Origin of the sequence: Bradyrhizobium sp. CCBAU 45321, from assembly GCF_028128975.1 — a bacterium.
GTDB lineage: Bacteria > Pseudomonadota > Alphaproteobacteria > Rhizobiales > Xanthobacteraceae > Bradyrhizobium > Bradyrhizobium yuanmingense.
Genome location: NZ_LFKZ01000118.1, coordinates 14797 through 40599 on the forward strand (window position 1 = coordinate 14797; position 25803 = coordinate 40599).

Below are 25803 nucleotides of genomic sequence, written 5' to 3' on the forward strand. Positions count from 1 at the left end.
AGCAATTTGCGCGCAAGGAGGTGGGTCAATGTCAGATAAAGTTTTAAGTGCAGGCTTTGGACTTGTTCTGGCTGCGACGGCGGGCCTGTCGATCTGCTGTTTGCCGTCGCACGCCTCTGCACAGGGCAAGGAAGAATTGGTGCGAATTCAGGACTATCCCGGGATTGGAAATCTGCTTTACCGGATCGCGATCCGTAAAGGGTTCTGCAAGAAGCGGGGACTCGATTGCCAACTGACATCGATCCCGGCGGCTCCCCTCGGAGCACAGGCGTTGCTTGCAAACAGTATCGATGTTGGGCTGTTTCCGCCGTCCGTTCAGATCAATGCCATGGTCAAGGGCGCCCGATTGAAAGCGATTGGAAGCGGTGCCACGAGAAGCATCCTGTTGATCGCCGCCCGCAACGATGTGCCTACGCCTAGTGCAGAAAAGGGCTATCCGGCTCTCATGTGGGATCTCAAGGGAAAGAAGATAGGCGTGCCGTCGCGTGGGACCGATGCCGAGTTGCAGTTCGTGTTCCTTGCCCAGAAAGCGGGAATGAAGGCAGCAGATTTCACGTTCGTGGCCGTCGGAGCCCCGAACACCTCACATGGTGCGCTCATTTCAAGGCAGGTCGATGCGTCGATCACGTACGAGCCCTCGGGTGCGCTTTGTGAAGTCACAGAAGCTTGCAAGGTCATTTATCGAGGCGCGACGTCACCTGAGCCCAAGGAAATCTTCGATACCAGTGGAGCCGCAAGCATTCTGGTCGCAACTCAGGATACGGTCCAGGAGAGGGCGCGTGTGATAGACGCGCTGATCGCCGCAGGAAAAGAAGCAGAGGAGTTCGTTCAGGATCCAGCTAACTTCGACGAAGTGCTGGCGATCAGCGAGTCCTACTTCAAATTTGACATGCCAAAAGGGCGCGAGGTTGCGATTGCGGCCCTGCGTTCATTGCTGCCTGGCTACAAGATCGGGTTAAACCGCCCTGCACTTGCGGCCGTCGCGAATTTTCTCCTCATCATGAAGCAGCTCGATATGCCTTTCGACGCATCTCTTATTCCTTATGAGAAAGCACCGTAGGATCCAATGGCATACGCTACAAAGCCGGCGGCCGAAATGGACAGCAAAATCAGGATCGCGGCAGCGCAGCCGGCGCCGGCGATTGCGTTGCGAGAACTGACCATCAAGTTCGGGCGAGACGACGGTACTCTTGCGGTGGACAACGTAAGCCTGGAGGTCTTCGCGGGCCAATTCGTTTCCTTCGTCGGACCGAGTGGTTGTGGAAAGACCACCATACTGAACTTGTTGGCTGGACTCATGCCTGCCGCAGGTGAAGGCAATGCTTTCATACTTGGTCGCCCACCTGTTTCCGGAAACCGCGATGTGGCTTACATGCTCGCACGTGATAGCTTGCTGCCGTGGCGCACGGCATTGGGCAACGCTGCTTACGGCATGGAGGTCAGGGGAGTGGATCGACTGGAAAGGGAGGAGCGTGCTCGCGAGCTCTTGCAGATAGTCGGCCTCGGCTCGTTCGTCGGTCATTATCCAAAATCATTATCTCACGGCATGCGCCAGCGCTGCGCTCTCGCACGAACGTTTGCCCTCGACAGTCCGGTGTTGCTGATGGATGAGCCGTTTGGCGCCCTTGACGTACAAACCAAGCTGCAACTCGAGGAGGTCCTGCTAAGCTTGTGGTCCGAGCGCCGACGTACCGTTCTATTCGTTACTCACGATCTCTCTGAAGCCATTACCATGTCTGACAGAGTGATAGCTATGAGTCCGCGACCAGGTCGGATTGTCGCCGATATGACTATCGACCTTCCTCGACCTCGAAAAGTTCGCGCGCTTCAACGCGAGCCGAAGTTTCACGAGATATATTCACGGCTGTGGACACTCCTCGAGCAAGGGGCGCAAATATGATGTCGGCCGAGAAGGCTCTACGTGCGTCCGCCCACGCCGCATTTATCCTCATAGTCGTTGGCTTTTGGGAATACTCAGCCCAGCAAGGATGGCTCGATGCCACCTTCTTCGGTCGTCCTTTGGGCATAGCCTCATATCTGTGGCGTGGCTTTTACATCGACGGCCAGCTCTGGCTGGAACTCGGGTATACGTTGATGGGTGCTGCGCTCTCGTTCGTGGGTGGAGCCGTGGCGGCGACGGCAGTGGGATTGGTATTTACAATGCTGCCGCGATTGAATCGAGTTGCCGAACCGTATCTGACGTTCTTCAACGCGATGCCGCGTATAGCATTGGCACCTCTGTTCCTGCTGTGGTTTGGGTTGGGCATCGGCTCCAAGATAGCGGTAGGCATCAGTCTGACGTTCTTCATTGTGCTTTCCGCCACGGTGGCCGGAATTCGCAGCGTGAACTCTGATCACTTAATCCTGTCGCGCGCTCTCGGCGCTACACCTGCACAGATATTTCTCAAGGTCACCATGCCTTCGGCTGTTCCGGTGATTTTCTCAGGTCTTCGACTTGGTCTCATCTTCGCATTGCTGGGTGTCGTGGGTGCTGAACTGATTGCCGCCGAGCACGGGCTTGGTCAGACGCTGGCCTATCTGCAATCGACCTTCAACACGGATGGCGTCATGGCTTTGTTGGCGCTGCTTGCCGTGCTTGGTCTTTGTACGACGAGCTTCATGAACAGGATCGAGCGTGCACTCCTCGCCTGGCAATAGAGTCGACAGCAAGCGTTGACCATCGAAACATCGACCGAGGGTGCGCGATGATGAACCAAGCCAATTTTCTCGGTGTTACCGCTAACATCGGACGACAGGATATATTCTATCTGGACACCGGAGTTGGATTTCCAGTGCTATTCCTGCACGGCCTGGCGGGCGATCACACGGCTTGGAAGCCGCAGATCGATCAATTGAAGAACGGCTTCCGTATTCTGGCACCTGATACACGTGGAGCAGGGAAAAGCACGCAGCGCGACGAGCCGGTCACGGTTCATGAACTTGCTGAAGACTTTATTGGGCTACTCGAAAAACTTGATATTCGTCGGTGCCACGTCGTCGGGAGATCTTTAGGCGGTGCCATCGGCCAAGTCATCGCCGTCAGGCGACCGCAATTGGTGCAATCGCTTGTACTAATAGCGTCAGGCGCCAAACTTGACCCGCTGGGCGTTCGTTGCATGGAGAACATGCTCGACGCTCTGTCATGGCGCAACTCGTGGATGGATTGGAGCCGCCATTCTGTACCGTACTTTGTGTCGCCAAAGTTCTACAATGAAAACCCGGAGAAGATTCTTCATATCGAGAGCCTTATGGCGAGTACGGCCGCCAAGCCGGCGTGCTACGTCCGCACCAACGATGCCGCCCGTGAGTTTGACTTTCTCGTCGAACTTTCAAATATTCGGTGTCCTACGCTTGTCATGTCTGGCGGCTTGGACCCGATTTGTGGACCCATCGCTACAAAGTGGATGATCGACAGGCTGCCCCAAGGCCAATGGGACGAGTTTAAGAACTCGAGTCATTTTTTCCTTATGGAAGAACCGGAGCGCTTCATGAAAGCCCTGCGCGGATGGCTGGATGAACACACGCCACTGCGCTCAGCGATCGATCCGGGATGAAGTTCATAACGGTCTACCTCGATGTGGAGGAGATATCACGACCAGGGATGCCCGAATTCGCCGATTGTTCATCGAAAGGTCGACAGCCAGCCTTAGCGAGTGCTAACGTTGCTAAGTTCGTTGAGGTGCATCCCGTTGGTCAAGACAAAGCTCAAACCTGCTAAAACAACGTCTCGCCGAAAGAAGGCCAGTGCCGCGGCGAAGGACCAAGTCGCGACTTCGGTACAAGGTGCCCAGTTACGGAAGGACCGGCTTGCTCGTGGTTGGTCGGTCCGTCACCTCGCCGAAGAGAGCGGGTTAGCGATCTCCACGATCTCGAAAATAGAGAATAACAAGATGGTTCCGACCGTCGATCTTTATTCTCGCCTTCTGAAATCGCTCGGACACTCGCCGGAATGGTTCTACGATGCAGGTCGGGAGAAATCGAAGCAATTTGTTAACGTGCTGCGTCTGCAGGATCAAGAGAACGTGCAGCACCCGACCGTCAGCCACAAAATCCTGTTCGGACGCAATAAGTCAGATGTGGTGGTTCTCAGGCAGATATTTCCGGCGCAGATCGCCGATGAGCATCGCAAGTTGATGGCGCATGCCGGAAACGAGTTGGTGTACGTGATTAGGGGACGTCTGCAGATCCGCATGCAAGGACGAGAGAGCATTGTCCTGGATCCGGAAGACACGATTCACTTTTCAAGCACGATACCTCATTTCTACGAAGCTCTGGATGGTGCCGACTGTGAGGTGCTTCTGGTTTGGCGTCGCCGCGGCTAACGCCTTTCCATTCATCGAAACCGACAGCTGTGTGCGCGGTGGCAGGCCTACGCAGAATTCGCCATAGCTAAAAAAAGTCCGTTTCCTATAAGAAACTGTATTTACATCGCCAGGAGACTGTGTTTCCTATCGGAAACAAACTGAGGGCCATAGTTGGCCGGATCGTTTTGTTGCAACTGCCTGTCGCCAGTGTCCAAAGCAACGTGCGCCGACTTTCTGGAGAAAAAGAATGAACATGCGGATCACGAAGAACGAAGTCGGGGGGCCGTTTCAGATTGAGGAGGCGACCATCGCCGATCTGCACGATGCAATCCGGTCTGGTAGAACAACGGTCGTGCAGGTGGTGCAGGCCTATATCGATAGGGCAAAAGCCTATAACGGGGTTTGCAGCCTGCTCGTCACCGAGGATGGTGCGCCCGTTCCGAAGGCGACGGGGGCGGTTCGGGCGGGTGCGGCACTTGAGTTCCCGACCGAAACCGTCAAGGTAACCGACGTGCTCCCGGATTTCGACAAGTATCGCGGGCCGGCGATCGAGTATGGACGAATGGAATCGACCGCATCGGACCCGATGGTCATGCAGCAGTATGGCATGATCGTCGGAAAGCCGAATGCCGGGCAGGTGAATGCAATTGGTACGTTCAATATTCGCGGCGAAAGATCGGTAACGTGCAAAGGCGACTTCGACCTCCATCCTTCGCTGGGGCCGCTTCCGAAGGGCGCGCCGCCGATCTGCGAGCATTTTAGGCATTTCCCAGACGCGCTAGAGCGCGCGGCGGAGTTGGATGCGCAGTACGGGACAAATCCCGATCTGGAAAAAATGCCGATGTACGGTGTCGTCTTTTCGTTCAAGGATCCGTTCGACACTATGGACATGCGCTCCACGGGCGGCGCCGATGCGGCTTATGATGCGGATTTTCCGGCGCGCGACCATACCCTCGTCGACCAGTTGCGCAAGAAGGGCGCCATCATTTTCGCCAAGGCGATCAACACCGAATATAACGGCCGGGTTGGTGATCCCGGAGGTCGGCACACGCCGGAAAGTGTGCTCCCGTCAACGCTCGGGTATCAGCGCAGTTCATGGGGCGGCAACCCATCCAACCCTTACGATACAACGCGAGCTGCTTCAGTTGGTTCGAGTTCGGGCTCTGGCGTGTCGGTGGGAGCGAATCTCTGCATGGCGAGCCTCGGGGAGGAGACGCGCGCCTCCTGCCGGGGCCCGTCCAATCACAACGCAATTGCGCTCATTCTTCCGCACAAGGCGATGCTTGGATTCCACGGCGGTGCCATCGGGGCGGATGTTCATTGTGATCGGACGGGCATCCATGCGCGCCGTCTTGAAGACTGCGCAAAAATTCTCGACGCATTGAAGGATCCAATCAACGGATACTACGATCCTCGCGACCCATTTACCGCAGTTCCGCGTTCGTCAGTGCTTGCGACGCGTTATTCCGATCATGTAAAGACGCCCGGCACCAAAGGCACGCTGAGGGGATTGCGGATCGGTGTGATCCGAGAATCGATGGTCGTCAGGCCCGGATCCATGACCGAAAGGCCCATTGTCGAGGCTGCGACACGCGAAATCAAGGAAGTGCTTGGCGCCCATCTCGGAGCGACACTAGTCGAGTCTGGTGATTTGCTTTGGAAGCCCGATCCGGACCTTGAGCAGATGAAGGTCGATTTCCGCCGGGCGCTCGCGCAGTTGATTCCACTCTTCATGCCCGATCTCCTGTTCCGGCTCGATCGTGACGGTACGCCGCTCTACAAGGATTTCGAGGCGAAGATCGAGCCAACCGAGTTCCTGCCCGGAAAGGTCTTCGGCGATGGCAAATTGAAGCCGATAGATTACTTCGTCGCGATGGCGGAAGGACAGATCGACCTGCCTTCGAACCTGGACATTGCAACGATTCAGCCGCAACAGCCTTCAAATACCTTCCGTTACCACATTTCCCAGTACCTGCTGCGGCGGGCTGCAGACTGGAAGTCTCTCGGGCACGAGGAAACCCTGTCGGACTGGGCCGCGCTCAATGCGCGATCGAAATTTTGGGGCAGCGATCAGAAAGCTTGGTTTAAGAATTGGGAAGAGGTTCGAGATCCGCGCAACGCCCTAGATGGCCGCCAGGGGGTGAACGAGCGCATCATGCTCCGTGAACTGCTGCGCCGAGTAGACATGATGGTGATTCTTGAGAACAAGCTCGATGCTCTAGTGAGGCTTCACACACCTTGGGCTCCAGGCCTGATCGGTCATCCGGAGCAGTACGACACCGTGGCCAATATGGTGCCGGAGTCCTTGTTCGGACCGAACGCCGGCCTTACGGAGGTGCTGGTACCGGCCGGCTACGTCAACACGACCTATGATCCGGTTTTCGAGCTGTCAGTCGATGGCTCGAAATATGTCTCCGCTCCATCGCACATTCCTACTCAACTGGCAGCGCCAGGCCTTCCATTCTCCCTCGTGTTTCGCTGCGAGCCGGGTAAGGAAGATATCATTCTTAATGTAGCCTCTTCGTATGAAGCGGCCACCATGCATCGCGTCCCCCCGCCCAGTTTCGGTCCTCTGAAATCCTAGTTGGACACGCGCGGGGTAAACCCTGACCGTTCTTCTAACGGAAACGAAGATCGCCGAAACTGAGTATAAGAGTGTGCTCAATCTTTGTGGCGCGCTGCGTTTGTCGGAATTGCGTTACATGCAGTTTGCTTCGACAGGAGAACACGAAAAATGAGCCGTTTGCTTTTGAGATCCGCAGCACTTTGCACAGCGCTGCCCCGGGCAGCGGTTGAAGAAGCCTCCGCCAATCCCTGTTTGCCCACAGTGCTCGACGCCGGAGCAGCGTGCTCAGCGGTCAACGGCAAGACGGTCGCTGGCGCCACTGTGAAAGATGCAACGGGATTTTCGCTACTGGACCGGTCCCGGCGTACTGCAAGGTCACCCCGCAGATGGCACCGACGCAGGCGATCAATGTTTGTCAGATGTCGCTCAGACCAGATTTATAGGATGGCCTTCGTGCTAATCGATGCCGAGCGCCGGTAAACACGGATTGGATCGAGCAACATGTCCGAGCCGACAATCATCACTTGTGCTCTGACGGGAGCGGGGGACAGTGTCAGCAAGAGCCCCGCCGTTCCTGTGACGCCAAAGCAGATTGCCGATCAGGCCATAGATGCCGCGAAGGCGGGAGCGGCCGTGGTGCATATTCACGTCCGCGATCCCGCGAGCGGTGCTCCGTCCGTCGAATTTAGCCATTACGCTGAAGTCATCGACCGCATCAGGGAATCGAAGGTGGACGTGGTGCTGAATCTGACCAGTGGGCCCGGGTCGCTTTACTCCGCGGAAGGCTCCGTTCTCCGGCCGGCGCCAAGCGTAAATCCTCCGATGACGCCGCTGCAGCGGTTGGACCACATCCTGAAACTCAAGCCTGAAATTTGCAGCCTGGACGTGGCGACGCTGAATTTTGGCGCGATCGCAATGGTTAACCTCCAGGCCGATCTTGAGTTCATGGGGCGCACCATTTCCGAGGCCAACATCAAACCTGAGCTAGAGGTTTTCGATCTGGGTCATATCCGGCTTGCCAAGCATTTGCTGGATACAGGGGTTCTAAAGAACCCGGCATTCTTCCAGTTCTGTCTCGGAGTTCCCTGGGGAGCACCGGCCCAGTCGGATGTGCTCAAGCTCATGCGAGATATGCTTCCGGCCGACGCGCGATGGAGCGCCTTCGGGATCTCGCATCACCAGTTCAAGATCGCCGCAGCGGCATGCGAAGTCGGCGGGCACGTGCGAGTGGGTCTTGAGGACAACCTTTACATCTCGAAGGGTCAACTCGCCTCGAGCAACGCCCAACTCGTCGAAGAGGCAGCCCGTATCGTGAGTAGACAAGGATCGCGGCCCGCTTCTGCGGCCGAGGCCCGAAAGATGTTGCTTGCCCAGTAGTTGCTCCTTAGGCCGCGATTACAGCTAAACTCCGCGCCATCGCGCTTACGATGGCTGGCATGAGTTGTCTGATTTTATTTTTCTGAGATCCGCCCCACTCAGGCCGCCCTTGCTGGTAGGCGGTGATACGTTGCACAGGACGTCCAATGCGATCGAGGCCCGATGGAGAATCAGGTGACCAAACGAGAGATCATAACCCTCGAAGAGCATTATCTGGACCGAGAGGTCGCCTGCAGGCTTGCCATCCAATCATCGTCACCCTTGATCCAAAAGCTGGAAGATTTCGACGACATTCGTCTCCAAGAGATGGACGAAGTTGGAATTGATTTGCAGGTGCTATCGCACGCGCCGCCGGGGCTTCAGGGAGTTGAGGCGTCCATTGCGGCCGAGCTTGCCATGCGTGTGAACGACCGTCTCGCAGCGATTGTGCGAGGCAACCCAAAGCGGCTGGCTGCATTTGCTTCGCTTCCTACAACTGACCCGGGCGCAGCATGGCGCGAACTAGACCGTTGCATTGAAAAGCTTGGATACAAAGGCGCCATAATCCACGGCATGACCGGCGACTTGTTTATCGATGATCGCAGATTTTGGCCCATCTTCGAAGTTGCCGAAAAGTTGGACGTTCCTCTCTACATCCATCCTGCCGATCCTCACCCCGCGGTTACCAAGACCTATTTCGGGGACTTCACCCATTCGCACCCGATGTTTGTACGGGCCGCATGGGGCTTTACGATCGAGACTGGAACTCAGGCAATGCGCCTAGTGTTGAGCGGGGCGCTCGAAAAATATCCCGCCATGAAGATCATCCTGGGCCATTTTGGCGAGGCGATTCCCTTTCTGCTGCCGCGAATTGATGAAGCGCTTTCACGAGATACACCGATGAAGAACTTTCGTGATTTCTTTACGCGGCATTTCTACGTGACAACGAGCGGCTTCTTTTCCGACCCCGCTTTGTTGTGCTGCATTCAGGAACTGGGCGTCGACCGAATTATGTTTTCTGTCGACTGGCCGTACGCGTCGAGCCGAGCAGGTGTCGATTGGATCGAGAGCGTAGCGCTGAACGAGCCGGATAAGAGGAAGATCTGTTCGGAGAATGCTAAGCGTCTTCTTCGCCTTGGCGGGTAATTGGATGAAATGGTTATAGCCAATTGTGAACTGTTGGCCTCTGGTTAGCTCAGCTATCCAGTTGGAGTCAGCTGCGGGGACACTTACGCGGACGGCAGAAATCTCACAGGATTTAGCGGCCCGCGTTGCAGTAGGCTCAGCGGAGGCATCTACGAACGTGCAATCAGTGGCATTCCCGACTACAGAACTTTCCGCGTCGATTCATAAAATAGGCCGCCACGTGCAAGAGTCTAACAAAATGGCCGAGGGTGCCGTAAGGCAGCCTCAGAAGGCCGACAATCAGATTATGAAGCTTTCGGAAGCAGCCCAACGCATAGGTGACGTTGTCAAGATTATTACCGAGATTGCGGAACAAACGGACTTGCTGGCGCTGAACGCGACAATCGGGTCCGCGCGCGCTGGTGAGGCTGGGCGTGGCTTTGCGGTTGTTGCCTTAGAGGTGAAGTCACTAGCGAGTCAGACCGCAAGGGCCACTGAAGAGATCTCCTCCCACATCAATGGTATGCAGGAGGCGACCCAAGACTCGGTCTAGGCAATTAATGAGATTAGCAACACGATCGGCAATATCTCGCAGATCGCGTCAACTATCGCATTGTCGGTCGAGAAACAAAGCGCGGCCACGAACGAGATCGCCTGCAATGTGCGGAACGTGGCTCAAGGCACGCAAGAAATGGCAGGCAACATTACTGAGGTCAATCACGGGGCAAGCAGTACCGGATCGGGATCCAACGAAGTACTAAATTCGGCTGGAGCGTTATCAGTAGATAGCAAGCGGCTCCGTAAGGAACTCGACGCCTTTATCGAGAACTTTCGCGCCGCTTGATGAGAGCCAACTGCATTCTCATGTGGCACGGCCAGACGTCGAAGCTGCTGCGCGCGGGCGACCGCAGCTGGAGGCCTCAAGTTCTTCTAGGGCCCTTGCTTAGGATGCGCGCGCGAGAAGGGGACCGCATGTACGACGTCTATCTGAATGGAAGGCACGATCTTTTGGTCGTTCCGCAAGGCTTCTCTGTCCCGCCGGACTTGGAAGGAAACTGGAAGCGCAAAAAGCGCGGCGTCCGTTCGGTGAGCGATAGAATTCGCCAAGACGTTCAACTATGTGGCTACCATCGACGCAAGCTAATCAATCGGTCACACACGCTTGCGGAAGACGCGCGGGTCCTGTGACCCGGTTGGAGTGACGAAGGCAGCTGTGTCCCCCGTTTCGGTAATCTCGCGTATTCCTCAAAGAAGGACAGTCGAAGAGTTGGGTCAGAAACAATGGCCTGATTGCGGGTCAACCTACCGGGAAGCAATTCGTCATCTGGGGTTCTACTTTGGTCATGCCGGAAAAGTGGCTGTGGTTCGCTCGGATGGCAGGTCCGCCCGATCTGGCGCTGGCATGAGCCGCGCTTGGGCAGACAGGTGCGATGGGCGTACAATCTTTCTATTTAGCGGACCACAAGCGGCGCCCGAGCGCAGAAGTTTTAATCATCAATACTGATCAGGGCAAACTCGTAAAAGTTGGTGGATTACTCTGCAAACCGGAAGTCCTGCCACAATTGACCGATATAGGAGACACGCTACGGTTGATCTTCGGTGATGCCTGGGGGCATTCAGACATCATCTCGATGACGCTGCTATTTCGGCAGCGATCATCGATGTGTCAGGGCTTTAAGTAACCTATTTTCATTGGGCAATTGTTGAACGCATTAGCGAGCCTGCTGATGCGCGGGGTGACGCATGGCTGATGACAGCGAGTCCTCCTACGATTCATCGAATTGTGGATCGCCTGAGCGGCTTGATCCCGAAGACTCCGAGAAGCCGGTACAGCCGGGCGGCGTAACACGTCGCGATGTTCTCGCCGGCGGCGCTTCTGCCCTGCTGATTGGCCCAGCACAGGCAGCCGACACACCATATATCGATGTGAGCTATCAGGACACCACGCGACGAGGGCTGGTCATCGCGTTTGCCCAAAAACCGACTCGAGGCGTTGTGCCGCCCGACGATCGCAAGGAATGGCGCCTCCAGGCTTCGACGTTCACGGATCCGGACCTTCCGTTCGGGGCCGGTCGTTTCGTATTACGTCGTCTGGCCGGCGGGTGGCGCGCGGAAATAGCACAGTGCGAGTTACCCGGTAATTATCAATTCGGGCTCCGGATCGATGTGAAATGGAATCCGACAGCAAAACCGGCCATCAAGCCATCCCTCTCGTTCACACTGTTCAGGCCGCGCAGCACCATTCGACTTGATGTGGACGACCTGATTGCATTCCTGGAATCCGTCCCCGGCAAAAGCGCCGTCAAGGACGAAATCATCGGCCGCATCGATGGCGGCCCGCTGTCGACGCTCGTGCAATCGCTCTTTGGGGATTCATTCGATACGACCAGCGCTCGCGATGTCTACCTCGCTTTTCATCGTGGGGGCTACTGGATTCTCCGAGCAGGGCAAAAGGTGAATCCGCAAGACACCGATCCGTCGAAGGATGCCGATCTGCCGATTGCTCGACGCAACCGCTTTGCGGCGTTGCGAACCGAGGGCGCCCCGCTGCTGTTTAAGGATATTGCTTTTGCCGTGTTCAGCGGCAGCACGGGTGGTAAGGACCTGTCGCCGGCATTCGTGCTCGACCCTAAAGAAGGGCAGGAAAGGGAGGATGTGCGGGCCTTGTTTTCCGGAGATGGTGCGCCTCCTGCGCCGGAGAGCATTGAATCCGTTTCTGCGGAACCGCGAAGGCCCATACCTGATCCAAAGCCAGCGCGTGTGCTCTATGCGCTTGTAAGGCGGGCGCCGGACGACAAAGTGAATTCGGCCCCCGAGCCCTGGATTGGCGCGATCAGAATGGGCGGCGGTCCCGGCGGTGAAGTTGCCACCATCGACCTACAGGGGGAAACCGGTCGTTGTTATCTTGGATGGCGCAACGCCAACGACGGCAATCCCGTGGCTGCATTGCGAATGCCCATGGCGCTTACCATTGTCCGCGCGCCGCGGACGACGCCCACGAAATTTGAAAAGCTGATCGGCCAACTTTGGCGCGCGCGCGATGACGACCGCGCAGTGCGCGTCGTCGGATCCTTGACGCCGGGACAGCAAACGACAATCGAGACGCGTTTCGGGCCTCTTCACGTCGCTCCACTGCCGAAACTGCCGCCACGTCCTGGCGTGTCCGGACGCGTGCCGCCCATTCGCATCGGCGGGACGGGTGAGCGCGAGAACAGAACGCTCAATCATTTTGCCGCCCCCCTCGCTCTGGAGCGCGCTGCCATCAGCGTGGGCAGCGAACGCCTTGCACGGGCCGCGGACGCGTCCGGTCTCTTGAAGACACCGGCCGAACGCGCCGCAATTCCCTTCAGCCAGTTGACATTTCACGAGGCAGAGTGCCTTTTCCGCGTCGCCGAGGTGCCCTTACAGCATACCTGGAGCGGGCGTCCGCCGCCGCTCAACGATCCACCGCAGGCGGAAGCGATCGTACATATCGGCGCGATCAACAAGGTGTCGCTCCCGGCACGGTTTTCGCTCAGTCGCGCTACGCTTGTACTTCGCCGGTCGTCCGACCTGCTCGCGCTTACCTATCGATTTCAGGACCTTCTGCTGGAATACAGCGGCTTGGGCTGGCGGGTCACTCCGGACCGCCGCATCGCTGCCTTTGTCCCTAGCGGAGAACCCCTGCCCGAACCCACCGCGCCGCTCATCTGCAAGGACGAGCCGCCGGCCGAGAACGATCCGAAACGATACCAGCGGCGCGACGATCCTCGCCCGTTGCTGGTGGTCGAGTTTCCGCCGCAGCACGTTGCCGAACGTGCGTTCCTTCGCCAGTTGCGGGCAGAGCCAAAACTGCCGGTGCCGCCGCCGGGGACATCCCCGGATCGGGCGGAGACCGATATCTTGTGGAACGGCGTCCCGGCCCAACGCATCACGACGCGAAATGCCGTGAAGGTCAGGCAAGAAGCGGAGCTTGCAAAGCTTCCGGCGAACGATCCGTACGCTAAGTCCTATCGTGAATTTCGCGATCAGTTCGGCGCGAAAGTCAAAGAGGCGAACGCTAGCGGCGCGCGTATCCCCGAAGATCAGGAGATCTATGTCGGACCTGCCTTCCTCGACCTGGAAGCTGCGCGTGTCGCCCGGGCCTTCCAGCGAAAAACCGAAGAGGGCGACAACCAGAAAGCCGATACGCCGGCGAGGCGCGCGGCATTGCTGCATGACCTGCCGGAGGTTCAGCTCAGTGCCGACGTCACGGCCGAGCTTCGCAAGAAGTACAAGATTGCCGATACCATACGCGAGGACTACCCGGAGCCGATAGTCAACTCTCCTCCGGAGACCACCGACCTCACGAACTATCTCAAGGAAAGAGAAGAGCTTCGCGAAAGGCTCGACGCCACCTATGCGGCGTTCCGCGCCGAGTACGACAAGGATGCGACCGTGCCGAAGCCCTTCCGCGGGCGGGCCAGCATGATTGCCCAGGTTGAGAAGCAAGGCGACCCGAAGGCGGCCGCGCTGGCAATCGCCGCAGTTATCGCAAGATTCGACGCAAAAAATGCCACGCTGCCCGGTGAGGAATTCGCTATCCCTGCGGAGGCGCGTATTTCCGGCGCATCCCGTCTGGTCTTCCGGATTCCCGCCGACGATTTCCAGGGCGGCCATCCTGACAAGCCGAACGACGTGCCCGCTGGATCGATTCCCTTCACCATCGAGGCTTTGACCAACTGGGGTGCGTACGACCTGGCGGTCGTGCGCCGCGCCGAAAAAGTATTTGAGCCACTCGCAGGTTCCGACAAACAAACTGCGAACGGCCGCTTGCCGCCCCGCTGGGCGCGTCAGGAGACCCGAGACGAGGCCGCAAAACTGCTGCATCAGGGAATTTCGCGCGGAGACTCATGGTCGATTCGCCGCGATGAGCAGCGCGCCCTCAAGGATGTGCCGGGTTGCCCGACACCGCTCTTCGATCCGCTGGATATGAACGAAGGCCTCGGTACCGTCACTGCAACCCAGCGCATGGTTGAGGTCGCGGCAAGCGCTCGAGCGCCGGGTCTCTACGAGACGTCGATTGAGCTGCCGATGCGTTTGATGCTGTCGCCGGCCCAGGACGCATCGTGGCGAACACCGTTGCCACTTCCAGACGGAATTATTCCTCCAAGCAGCGCGCTGCCCATTCCGTTGTGGTTTGCGCAACTCGACGAAGCTCCGGGATCCTCGGGCGTTCGAGCGGTCTGGTCACCGGACTTCCGGTCCGAAGCCCTGCTCGATCCCAGCTTGACCGGGCCGCCGCATGGGCCGTGGGCGCCGTGGGCCCTGCCCCGCAACATCACTGCCCGCACGGTCCTGGACTCGGACCCGAAAAAGCAACCGGAGCGTTTCCGGACCGGCCTCGATTCGTCGGATAGACACGAGTTGGTCGCGCTGAGTTCGCTGCACGGCCTGCCGGTGCGGGGACGAAGGGCCGCAAACGGCGCGATCCTCGGTGGTAGCCAGTTCAACCCGCCATCGGGTTTCAAGTTGCGTTTTGCGGGTACCGAAGTCCTCGATCCGTCACAGGCGGGTGCAAAGGCTGAGGACACGTCCGCGATCTACCGCCCCCAGCCGCTCGGCGTGAACGAACTCACCCTGACAGCGCTTGGCGGCAGCTTCGACGCAGACACCAACTTTGTACCTCCAGCATCGGCGAAAATCGTCCCGGCTCTGAGCTGGAGCCCAGCGAACGCGCGGAAGGGAGAGGCTCAGGAAGGGGCCGCGCTGTTTGATGCGTTCTCGATCGAGCGTTGGCGCCAAGAAACCCGGCTCGGCCGCGATATCCGCGTCGAGGTTGTGTACAAGGGGTTCCTATTCCCCCTCGGTCACAGAGCCTCACTTGTCAAGCTTACCGAACGCCGTTTCGTTCCCGGCCCGGGCGGCGTCGATGGCGGCCCGATCGCATTTCTCGTTCAGCGCTTTTTCCTACGGGTTGGCACTCCCCTCAAGACCTTTCCGGCGATGGGGCAGCCGAATGGCGGGCGGGCTTGGCCCACCGAACGGGTTGAGATTCTGACCCGCGTTACGCCGGACATACTGGATCCGTCTGATCAGTCCGATCCGACCAATGATGAGGCGCGAAGCGGCCGCATCCTGCTCAGCGACGCGAATAACGTCCTTCTGCCCGGTTTGGTGTTCTGGCCTCGCGTTCGCCCGCGCAACGGTGGCGAAGTCAATTTCGAATTGCAGATCGACGGCCGCGGCGAGCGTACGCGCCTCCCCCTGATATTCGTCGATAACACCGCAGCGAACAACAAAGATACGATCAGCGCGCTGGTCAATTTCTACAATGCCAAAATGCAAGACAAGGATGCCCGCCGTAACCTGCAACTCGGCGGGGGCAAGCGGCGATACGCGCCAGAAAAGGAGCCTGACGGCACAAGTTTCGAGACCGAGCGATGGCTTCTCGGCGCGGAGGGGCGCGAGAGCGAGATTCCGAAGATAGTAAACGACGATCGCCAGATCACCTTCAAAAACGAAAATTTCGACTTCGGCGCTCTCCTGCAGGGCACCGACCAACCGCCGTTCTATCCGGTGATGCAACGGGGAACTGTTCGAATTGCCCAGGTCGACCGCCTCGTGGGACGGCCTTATGCGTCTGCGACATCGAACGGCACGATCACTGTCTTTTTTGACGACGAGTATCGCGCCTTCGGCTTCCCTAAGGACGAGGACTTTGCGGACGCGCCAAATTGGCCTGCGCAGGTCCGCAAAGCGAAGACCGACATCTTCCTCGACTTCGTCGAACCGGTCCCGCTCGACCCGGGCCGTTCCGGTGAACGCACCGGCGGTCCGGTCAGGCCCACGACAGCGCTCAACGGGATGTCGCGCTCGCGGGGACCGATAGGCCATCATCCGCGAACGAAGCAACTCGCGCTGGTCGGCAGCAAGCCGGTATCGACCGGTTTTGAAAACGCCAATCCTACCGACTTTTTCGGTGATGCCACGCTTCTCGGCATCGTTGACCTGAAGGAAGCACTGAAATTTCTGTTGCAGGGCGTAGGAGGAAAGCCGGAATTCACCGAAATCACCCAATACACCTCGGCGCTGCTGAGTGACCTCGACAAGGCAGCCGATCCGGGCGTAGCTGCGGCCAAGGTCAGGGATCGACTTCTGATCCCGCTACGCGACGCATTGCGGAGCCTTGCCAGGGAATTTTACGACAACAGCACCCCTAGCACTCCGTCCAACCCCCGTGCTCCGTTCGATGAACTGCGAACGCTGCTGCGCATTGAGCGGCTCTACCCAGATGTGGGAAAAGCCTATCGCGAACTTATGGATGCGCTCGATGCGGCGATCGATGCCAGCGCGACAGTTCGCTCCACCGCAGACCTGCTTGCCCATTTCGCCGTGATCTACGGGGCCGGCCGGCGCTTCCTTGCAGCCGTCGAACGGGTGGCAAACGATCCGATTTCTCCCGTACGGGCCGCGCTGCGCGACGCGTTCAATTCGTCCCTTGCCGACCTGATCACCGCCGCCGGCACGGTGCTCGGAACGGTCAAGGGCGATGTCCTGAACGAACTGCAAGTACTGAACACGAAGCTGCGCGCCAAGGTCAATGCCTTGCTGACCGACGCGAAGTTCACGGCCTGGCGACACCTGGCGTTCTCGTTGCCCGGCACCCACACCCTGATCGGCATTTCCGACCCGCAAAAGGCCGAGATCGAGAAATTTTTTCTCGACACGCTGACAGAGGCCCTGAGCAAGTCCGAATTCATCGAAGTGCTTGTACAGAGGGGTCCAAAAGTCGCAGCAGGCGGCCTTGAGACTGAATTCGAGCGTGCGTTTGCAGCCCGCATAAAGCAGACGACCGGTCCTATCACCACACTGCTACAAAACGCCTATGACGCCTGGTTACTCGCTGCCGATGACGCTGTCGACCGGATTGTCGGGTTCGCCTATGATCGCACATTTGATGTGCTCCAGCGCCTGTTGATCCAGGCGGCCAACATTGCGAGCACAGTGCAAGCAGACCGAACGATCGGAACACTGCTTGGAGCATTGCAGAATGCGACCAATGCCGCCTTCGAGACCATCGGCGCCATCCAGACCTTGGGGCTCGATGCCGTAAGCAAGCTGTGCGGAGGCCTCGCCGGTGCATTCGCAGCACTTGCTGCGGATATCATGCCGACCTCGACGGCCGTGATCGACAATGCGCTGACCCAAGTTCAATCTGCCTTCGACGCGGCAAAGCCGGCTCTGCAAGCGCTCGGTCTTGACGGAGAGGCGCAGCAAGTATTCGGCGAACTCAAGACCGATCTCGATTCGATGAGCAAAGTGATCAACGTCCTGGTGAAAGCTGGGGCGCAGATCAGGAATCTCAAGCGAGATGTCTGCGAAGCAACGCCAGATCGCTCGCCCGTCGATGCCGTGATGGCATTGGGCGCCACCCGCAAGGCGCTTCTCACTGCCGTCAAGGACTTCGATATCAGGCTCGCGCCAGCGGTTGATCCGCCCCGGCTGCGCACCCTGCTCAACAAGATCGTGGGCGCGTCGCCGGAGGCCCAGGCGGCTCGCCGCGCGATCCTCGATATCGCACGCGCCAGCGCCACGCAGGCTGCGGCTGTGGCTGTGCTGGTGAAGCAAGTAACGTCCCTCAATAAGGCCGGCGTGGACGGAGCACTCAAGCAAACGAAAGCGGCCGTTGTCACGCTGCGGGACACATTCCCCAACAACAGCGCTCCATGGAAGGCGCTGAACGACATCGTCACCTCGATCGACGGAGCGACCGCAACGGCGCGCGCCTTCGAAGCGCAGGTTGATACGCTCATCCAGACCGTGCTTGACAGGGTCAACGACGCCATACCCGATCTGAAAGATGCGGCAAAATGCGACCAATATCTGGTTGCTCTCCTGACCGCGGTCCAGGCAATTCCAGGCAAGGTCGACGACATCAAAGCCCAGCTTGTCGATGCCTTCGAGGCCCGGCTGCTGCAGACGATTACCAGCTTCGTGATCGAGGGAGCGCCGTATATCGAGTACGCTTTCACGATCATTCGCGACATCCTCGCCAAGCTGTTTGCTTTCTTTGATTCCACGCAGAATTCGCTGGTGGGATTGCGCAAGACCGTCTCGGATTCGCTAGGTGGCACCGGGACAGGCAACAAGCAAGGCGACACGATTGGCGATGATCTGAGCGCGATCACGCTGGATAAGGTTATCAAGCTGCTCGTGGTGTCGTATCAGGCGCCGCGAACGGGTCTGCCGATCCTGAGCAATCCGGTCGAGCGCGACAAGGATTATTTGGTCGCCGAAGCGGTCGAGCTTCACGCCCTGGCGGTCAAGCTGGCCAGCACGGATCCCCTCGACGATATCACGCTCAAGAGTCTCGCCGAACTTTTTGGCGCCTGGGGCCAGTCGAAGAGCTCGGCGCAGGTGCTTGGCGCGCAGATTGCGGACGCCGCTGCCGCCGTGGCAAGCGGCGATCTCAAGCGTCTTGTCGATCTCGAAAGCGTGCGACGCCGGATCGAAGAGAAACTCAAGGAACTGGTCCCGGCAAAGGTCGTGTTGAGCTATGACCTGCAGTGCGGGTTGAAGGAGGCAGGCCCGTTCATTCCGGGACCGGACAGCCAGGTCACGCTGACCGCAGGCGGTACGTTCGACCTGCTAAATCCCCAGGAGCCGCCGCGTTTCACGGCGGCTTGTACGGTCGACGCTTTCGCCGTCGATCTCTTCGGTGTCGTCAAGCTGTTCTTCGACCGCGCGCAGTTCGTTAATGAAAGTGGCAAAGGCACCGATTTCAACGTCTCGTACCGGGATTTCGAACTGGGGCCAAGCGCTGCGTTTCTCAAGCCGCTCGAAAGCTTGATGAACCCCGGCGGCAGCGGTCCCTTCGTAAGGATGCGGAGCGACGGACCCGGTATTGAAGCGGGTTACAGCCTCGATCTCGGCATCATCTCGATCGGTGCGCTTGCCTTCATCAACGTATCGATCAACGCTTCCTGCGTTCTGCCGTTCGACAAGACGCCGGCCTTATTCGTCGCTTCCATCGGACGAAAAGACCGGCCAGTGCTGCTGTCTTGCGCGCCGTACATCGGGGGAGGATTTCTGGCCCTCTATGCGAACGCAAAAAAGATGGTGGGCTTTGAAGCCTCGTTTGAGTTCGGCGGTGGCGGCGCTTTCAAATTTGGTCCATTGAGCGGGCAGGGTCGCATCACGACAGGCATTTACCTGCGCCGACTTGGCGAAGAAGGCATCCTTATTGAAGGCTTCTTCTACGCCGGCGGCGATGCCCACATCGCGTGCTTCGCCATCAGCGCCACGCTGGTGGTGCGTATCACGCATCAACCCGGTGGCTCGATGCAGGGCTCCGCTGTTTTCACGTTCTCGTTTTCGATGGGCTTCGCCAAACTCCGCTACTCGGTCGGAGTCCAGCGAAGCATGGGGCAGGGATTCTCCGGTGCCCACGGCGCCGTCGCTGCCTTCGGCTTCCTGGACGCTCCGCCTGCCGCGACCGGTCCGCGGCTGAGATCGGACGCTGTGTCGCAACAGCAGGACTGGGTCACGTATCAAACCTACTTTGCAGAAGTTGATGGGTTCCCCGCATGACCGAAAATGCCGTTTCGATCGCAGCACACGTCGTAGCTGCCGGTGTCTACAACGACAAGGCACGCTTCACCGTCGTATTCACGCCGATTTTTGACGCGGCGGGAACGATCGACCTCGCAGTCTGGCCACAAGCTATCGGCGCGTTGTTGAGGAAGGGTAGCGCATTTGCGGCCGACCTCAAGCTCATCCCGCTGACATCCGCGACATGGCGGCCCGATCCATTGACGCAACCGCAGCAGAACCTGCCTGTTACCGCGTTTGCAAAGCCGTTGTCACCCGCGGACGAAGCGCGCCTGGCTTCATACTGGGCCGAAGTGATGGGTGGCGATAAGGGCATCAAGGCGTTGCGTGACTCGCTCGATCCAAAGAGCGGCAGCGATCCTCTCGAAACCGTGATGCGCAAAGCGGAGGACGATCCGCAACAACAAACACCTGACTTTCATGGCACGGGGCGCTCGACGGTTGCAATCCGTCAATCGTTCAACACGGCCGGCGAGATCATCGCGCAGGTCATGGGTGATCCCGTCCTGCAATTCGATGAAGACCTTGCCGTTTACTCGCTGTCGCATGCGCTCGACGAGAATCTCCGCCTCCAAAAGGAAGGCAAGCTCCACTCCAAGGCGGCATTGAGGACTGAGTCCGTGCAAGCGGCCGAAATCACCGACGATAAGGCGTACACGGCTTTGAAAAACAGCCGCCTGAGAGCCGATGCATTTGCGCATCGCCGTGTCCAATACCAGCAGGCCGCATCGTCTCAAGATGCGGTCAAGGCGCTAACGCGCTCACACATTCACTTGCTCCTTCAGGGCACGTCACCGATCCAGTTGGCTCGGGATAACAGCTACTTCCAGGCCAAAGGAACTCGCCGCCTCGTGCAGAGCGATCCGTTGCCGACTGAGGAGCTTGCTGCCTTTCGGCTGGCCTCCCGCACGCCCGATGGCTCGCCCAGCGCAGCACCGCTTGTCAAGGAAGATCCCGCCGTCGAATTTGCCCGCCGGCGCCTCTTCACGCTGCAAGCAAATCCTTCACTGTCGCGGTTGTTCCGGTTCGTTGTCGACTTCCAGTGTGACCGGAGCCTTCTTGAAGCGGCGTTGACCCAACCGCAGGCGAGCGCGCAGGAGTACGGCGACGAAGTGCTCTACGACCGCGAGTCAAGCGTTTTTCCGATCTTGACCAAGCCGACCAAGGCGGTCATGGCCAATTTTCTGGTTCTGAGCTTCCCCAACGCCGGGGCAAGAGCGCAGATCTGGGCGACGGCCAAATACCGCATGCCGGCTGGCACGGAAGACAAGGGGCATTTCCTGCCCTGCACACGCGAGGAAATAGATGCGCGCGCGGCAGGCTACTCGCCTTCCGACGTTCGCAAGTTGGCGATCGCTGAGCAGATCGATGGAATCGTCGACCTCGGCCAATGCGTCAAGGACGATTCGATTTCCGTACCGCGCTATGACATTCTCACGCTGGACGCGATCACGGCCACGGGCGCGGCGTACAACGCGTGGCAGCAGGGTTTCCAGCGAGCGTACGAGATCAAGAAGTCAGGCGCTCTGCCTGCGCGACTAGCTCGCGAACTGAGCGAACTCAAGGCGGCGACCCAGCGCGGGGCCGGCCTGGCCCTTGCCGACCGGTGGCGCCAGCTTCACGCAATCGGCCGACACCTGGAATCGAAGCGTCAGCGCGACCTCTATACCGATCCGAACAATCCCAAGAACATCATTCTCGATGCCTCGGATCTGACCGTCGGTTACAAGCTCGATACCGGCCTACGGCTCAAGAACGACACAGTCGATCGCAACCGGTGGCACACGCTGATGCACCGGACGGTGGTGTATACGCCGACCAAAGGCACCTCTCCTCCAAGGCCCGACGGCAAGACTCTCAATGAGTACATCGACAGTCTCTATCCGGCCGGAGCGCGCGGTGAGGCCGACGATGGCCAATTGCAAGTGCCGACGTCACTCCGCGACTGGACACCGCCGTCCGGCAAGTTCAGTGCCTCCACATTGCCGACGGAAGGAACCACAGCATTCACCGAGGAAATCATCGGCGCCTGGCGCGGCGATCCGCTGAGCCTTGCATGCGGGATCCAGAGCATCGCTCTCGATCCGCAAGAGCTGCGCATCAACATGAAATACGACCTGCCCAAGAATTCGCCGGCGCTGACGCCGCCACCGCTGCGATTCGGCTGGCAGTATCATTTTGGGCTGCGTGCAGTGTTCAGCGGCGGCATCTCGCTGCCCTTGAACCGCGCCATCAATCATTACGAGTATCGCTTCGATGGAGATATGGTAAGGCCGAAGGCGGATATTGCGGGCCACGCCTTTCGTCGCCATGAGCGCATCGACGCCCCGTCAATATCGGTTCCGGACTGGCTGTTCGGAACGCTGGTGCAGCAGACGACCCATACCAAGGTAGCGCTGCGTGGACGCTTTCCCGCGCCGCAAGCAGGTCAAATGCTGGTGCGCAGCTTTGCAATCGCAAACAACAGAAAAATCGCTCAGGTGCCTGACGATCCTACCCAGCAGGACCTGCAGCCGGGGGTTGGGTTTGACCGCCGGATTCTGTTGGCGCCCGCCGTATCCCTCGATTTCGCGACGCTTCACGGCGCATTCCGCGGCAAGTCGGTCGAGTTCGATCGCAATGTCGAGATGTGCGAACCTCGGCTGCTTGGTGAAGAGGGAAGCGAGGACGGTGAAGTCGCATTTGACGAGCAGCAAAAGCTCGAATGGGTCCCGGCTCCGCCGCCCCAACCCGAAAAGGGCAAGCCGACAGCTGCCGCCGTATGGAAACAGGCCCGCGTTGCCTGGCGCCCCTCCACGATCACGTCGCGGCCGCGCGGCGGATTGCGGACAATAGACCACCGCGCGGCCTGGGGCGGGTTGCCCGTCTACCGCGGAAGTGCCTCGCTCGACCCCATCGTGGTCCCAAAAACCGGCGACGAGGTCCCTCCCCAAGCAGCTCCGGTGACCGACGACGGTGAAATTCTGCACCGCGTCAAGGGCCAAGGGCAACGCGTTGTTGTCAAATACAAGGACGATCAAGGACGCGATCAGGAACTGCGGCGAACCGTGCTGTGGAGCGCGGTCGGTGCGCTCGACGACGGGCATGGCAAACTTGACCTCGTCGACCGCGCCGGCACCGCTGTGTTTCGCGCTCTACCCACCGGAAGGCAACAAGACGTCGAGCGACAACCCTACTACCCGGATCCGGCGGCAGTGACGTTGGCCATTCAGGTCCAAATCGGAAATCAGCGGTTGCCGCCTGTCGCGATCGAACTTTACCGTGAGAAGAAGCCGTCGCCGGTACCGGCGGAGTATCCTCATGCCATGCCGGTCGTGCTTGACGTGGTGCGTGGCGATCCCAAGGACAAGCGGATAACCGTGAAGGCACGTACCAACTACAACGCGCTTCCTCGCACTGCGTCGGGAGCCGCCAACGTCTCGCTCGCAGTTGCCCATGTAACAGTTGTGCTCGGGCCCGGAGAAGAGGCCGCTATCTCAGCTTGGTGTGTTCCGAGCGAGACGTTTCTAACCTATATGTGGGCGCAAACCGAAGCGATCGGCGCAAAGTTCAGCGCTGACCCCGGTGCAGACAACACGGTGGGGGCGATTGAGAAAGCTTTCGTCGACGGCCTGCAGGAGTTGACGGGACAACAGCCGGAGAGGGCGCCATCCACAGGCCCGGCGGCTGCCGCCCCCACAAAATTCACGGGTCTTGGAGGCTTGGCGATCCCACCACCCGACTTCCTTGCCACGTTGGCCAAGGCGACCCGTGAAGAGTTGCTGGCAGGGCCCATTCCCGAAATCACCGCCGTCACCACGATCTCCGCCGTGCACGCGATCGACTTGCCGCAGGCGGCGCCGCTGCTGCCGAAGGAAAAGGTCCGTCCATGGGCGTTGTTGCGCGCGGATACCAAGACGATCGGCGACGTGCTCGACAATGCACAGGCTTGCGGTCCCCTCTGCCAACCTGCGAATTGGCTGTTGGAAAACCAGGTGGTCGGCGCGATCGACGTCCTGCTCGACGGCACAATCGCTGTCGATGGTCAGAGCACAGCTGCGCTGGAGATTCGCGCTCGCGGCATAGCCGCTGCTCGCGGCCGCTTCGATGACATCGAGCGAGGTCGTTCCCGGGACGACCGGGCCCGCGGCTTATGGCCGAAACCCGATTCCCAGAACAACATGGATCCCAAGCGGCTGTTCGGCTTCATGCCGGCAGCCGATGCTTCCGTGCAGTTCGACCTGGAAGCGGTGACGCTGCTGCGGATCGAGGGTTTTGACTCGAACACTCAAAAACTCGACCTGCTCGAGACGCAGCGCATAGCCAGGGCGTATGACAAGACCCACGACGGATCGAAGGAACCGGTTTCGACGCCACCGCTGCGGGTCTACCGCCCGCCCGGCTTCCCCGATGGGCGGGCACGTTTGATTGAGATCTTTGCCATCGCGACCGCCCGCCATGCGGCCGCATTGCGCACTCGCTATGATGAATTGCCGGAGGTGCTGCAACTGCCGGCGCCCGTGACGAAGAACAGCAAGCCCGAGGACATCAAGATTTTGAACCGGCGGTGGCTGCCGGCTACCATAAGGCCGGCGCGTCCGGCGACATTAAGTCCCATCCCATCGTTCCAATGGACTGACAACGTGCCGACACCGGCAAACGCAAAGTTGCCGTCGGTGACGATGAGGCGATCGATGCGCGTGCGCGTGCGTCTCAAACGGCCATGGTTTTCGTCTGGCGAAGGCGAGCGTCTAGGCGTCGTTATTTGGCCGCCTAATCTTTTCGAGTCGCCAGTGGAAGTGCGCAACGATTTTATCCGGCCGGCACCTGACGATCGCCAGCAAATCAACCTCCGCAAACTGCAGTCTGACGGCAGTGGCGTTGAAGGACTGCAGGATGCAGATATGGGGCCTGGCGGCTCATGGGTAAGCCGGTGGGGCGCCGACCCCATCCGCAACCACGGTGGCGTCCAAGGCTGGCTCCTTTCCAAGGACAACTTCGTCGACGTCGAAAGAACGCCGTACGATTTCGAGCGCGTGGACCAAGACCCCACTTCTGACGCGCTTTTGATCAGAAACGTGCGCATGCCTGTTCCGGTTGACTCGGACGCTCAACCGCCCGGTCTCACCCCGGATAGCAGCAATCCTCCTGGTGGTTTCATGGTGGTGTCACTCGTCACCTACGCGCCGAAGTTCGATCCCGAACAGGAGACGTGGTTTGTCGATCTCAAGCTGAGTTCTTGTGGCGCTGTCTATCCATTCCTGCGACTTGGCCTCGTTCGGTTCCAACCGCATGCGCCCGAATTGCTTCGAGTGTCTGAGCCGGTGGTCGAGTGGGTGCAACTGATGCTCGAACGCACCCTCACCGCGACGGCGAAACGAGATGGAAACAAAGTGCTGATCGAAGCGACGCTCGAAGGTGCTATGTCGTACCCGACACCGGGTTCGAAGGACCCTCAAATCTCGCCAGAGCAAGCACCGCGGGTCCACTTCTCGTTGCTCCAGCGTCGGCCTAGGCAGAGTCTTGAACTAGCCGGCGCCGAGATGATCAAGGAGATGAGAACTCAGGACCCGAACTGTGGCTCCGGATGCATGACATGGAAAGCAACGTTCGCAGTGCTCAAAAGCGAATTCGAGGGGCAAGGCGATAACTGGTCTATTTTTGCGGAAGAATTCGACCGCTTGCGGCCGGCGACGTATCCCGACGAGCCTCGTTACGACACGCTCGCTGACAAGAACTTCGCTGATACTGGACCGCGCTTCGCGGCGCGTCTCGCGCTTGACAATCTGGCAATCCCGTGACGCACCGTCGGTGACGTGACTGATGTCCGATTCTTAGCAGCGTAATACACAAAAAGCTTTGGCTCGAACTGAATTGACTAAAAAATAGAACTGGAGGACA

10 protein-coding genes and 1 pseudogene are annotated in these 25803 nt (G+C 59.0%); all 11 read left to right on the forward strand.

Translation table 11 applies throughout. The features are described from left to right. The first annotated feature begins 28 nt into the window (after nucleotides 1-28). The 11 genes and pseudogenes from ACM43_RS15205 to ACM43_RS15255 all read left to right on the forward strand — a co-directional run bounded on the left by ACM43_RS15205 (nucleotide 29) and on the right by ACM43_RS15255 (nucleotide 25703). Nucleotides 29-1060: an ABC transporter substrate-binding protein gene (locus tag ACM43_RS15205; RefSeq protein ID WP_271540886.1), complete on the forward strand. Its 1032-nt coding sequence runs from the start codon at nucleotides 29-31 to the stop codon at nucleotides 1058-1060. 36 nt (nucleotides 1061-1096) lie between these two features. Beyond that, a complete protein-coding gene (locus ACM43_RS15210; protein ID WP_271540888.1) occupies nucleotides 1097-1900 on the forward strand; it encodes an ABC transporter ATP-binding protein in 804 nt (267 codons plus the stop codon). Further along, complete coding sequence (locus tag ACM43_RS15215) at nucleotides 1897-2658, forward strand: ABC transporter permease (RefSeq protein WP_271540890.1); 762 nt, start codon at nucleotides 1897-1899, stop codon at nucleotides 2656-2658. The genes ACM43_RS15210 and ACM43_RS15215 overlap by 4 nt, the downstream gene beginning before the upstream one ends. 47 nt (nucleotides 2659-2705) lie before the next feature. Further along, nucleotides 2706-3554, forward strand: coding sequence for an alpha/beta fold hydrolase (locus tag ACM43_RS15220; RefSeq protein ID WP_271540891.1), 849 nt, complete (start codon nucleotides 2706-2708; stop codon nucleotides 3552-3554). Nucleotides 3555-3689: 135 nt separating this feature from the next. Next, nucleotides 3690-4322 carry an XRE family transcriptional regulator gene (locus ACM43_RS15225; RefSeq protein ID WP_271540893.1) on the forward strand — a complete coding sequence of 211 codons (633 nt, stop codon included), beginning with the start codon at nucleotides 3690-3692 and terminating at the stop codon, nucleotides 4320-4322. 229 nt (nucleotides 4323-4551) lie between these two features. After that, nucleotides 4552-6888 (forward strand): amidase family protein, encoded by a 2337-nt coding sequence (locus ACM43_RS15230; RefSeq protein ID WP_271540895.1) that lies wholly within the window; start codon nucleotides 4552-4554, stop codon nucleotides 6886-6888. Nucleotides 6889-7371: 483 nt separating this feature from the next. Then, the gene (locus ACM43_RS15235) at nucleotides 7372-8247 is read left to right on the forward strand and encodes a 3-keto-5-aminohexanoate cleavage protein (protein WP_271540897.1); all 876 of its coding nucleotides are present in this window, start codon (nucleotides 7372-7374) and stop codon (nucleotides 8245-8247) included. Nucleotides 8248-8421: 174 nt separating this feature from the next. Beyond that, nucleotides 8422-9372 carry an amidohydrolase family protein gene (locus tag ACM43_RS15240; RefSeq protein ID WP_271540899.1) on the forward strand — a complete coding sequence of 317 codons (951 nt, stop codon included), beginning with the start codon at nucleotides 8422-8424 and terminating at the stop codon, nucleotides 9370-9372. A gap of 46 nt (nucleotides 9373-9418) precedes the next feature. After that, a pseudogene (locus ACM43_RS15245) lies at nucleotides 9419-10195 on the forward strand (methyl-accepting chemotaxis protein); the annotation flags it as partial. Nucleotides 10196-11094: 899 nt separating this feature from the next. Then, nucleotides 11095-19902, forward strand: coding sequence for a hypothetical protein (locus tag ACM43_RS15250; RefSeq protein WP_271540902.1), 8808 nt, complete (start codon nucleotides 11095-11097; stop codon nucleotides 19900-19902). Beyond that, complete coding sequence (locus tag ACM43_RS15255) at nucleotides 19899-25703, forward strand: hypothetical protein (protein ID WP_271540904.1); 5805 nt, start codon at nucleotides 19899-19901, stop codon at nucleotides 25701-25703. Before ACM43_RS15250 ends, ACM43_RS15255 begins: the two co-directional genes overlap by 4 nt. The last annotated feature ends 100 nt before the right edge of the window (nucleotides 25704-25803 follow it).

Excerpts from the sequence above, each read along its gene's own strand:
- ACM43_RS15235 (WP_271540897.1), top strand. The coding sequence starts at position 7,372 with ATGTCCGAGCCGACAATCATCACTTGTGCTCTGACGGGAGCGGGGGAC.
- ACM43_RS15205 (WP_271540886.1), top strand. The coding sequence starts at position 29 with ATGTCAGATAAAGTTTTAAGTGCAGGCTTTGGACTTGTTCTGGCTGCG.
- ACM43_RS15210 (WP_271540888.1), top strand. The coding sequence starts at position 1,097 with ATGGACAGCAAAATCAGGATCGCGGCAGCGCAGCCGGCGCCGGCGATT.
- ACM43_RS15255 (WP_271540904.1), top strand. The coding sequence starts at position 19,899 with ATGACCGAAAATGCCGTTTCGATCGCAGCACACGTCGTAGCTGCCGGT.
- ACM43_RS15220 (WP_271540891.1), top strand. The coding sequence starts at position 2,706 with ATGATGAACCAAGCCAATTTTCTCGGTGTTACCGCTAACATCGGACGA.
- ACM43_RS15250 (WP_271540902.1), top strand. The coding sequence starts at position 11,095 with ATGGCTGATGACAGCGAGTCCTCCTACGATTCATCGAATTGTGGATCG.
- ACM43_RS15230 (WP_271540895.1), top strand. The coding sequence starts at position 4,552 with ATGAACATGCGGATCACGAAGAACGAAGTCGGGGGGCCGTTTCAGATT.
- ACM43_RS15215 (WP_271540890.1), top strand. The coding sequence starts at position 1,897 with ATGATGTCGGCCGAGAAGGCTCTACGTGCGTCCGCCCACGCCGCATTT.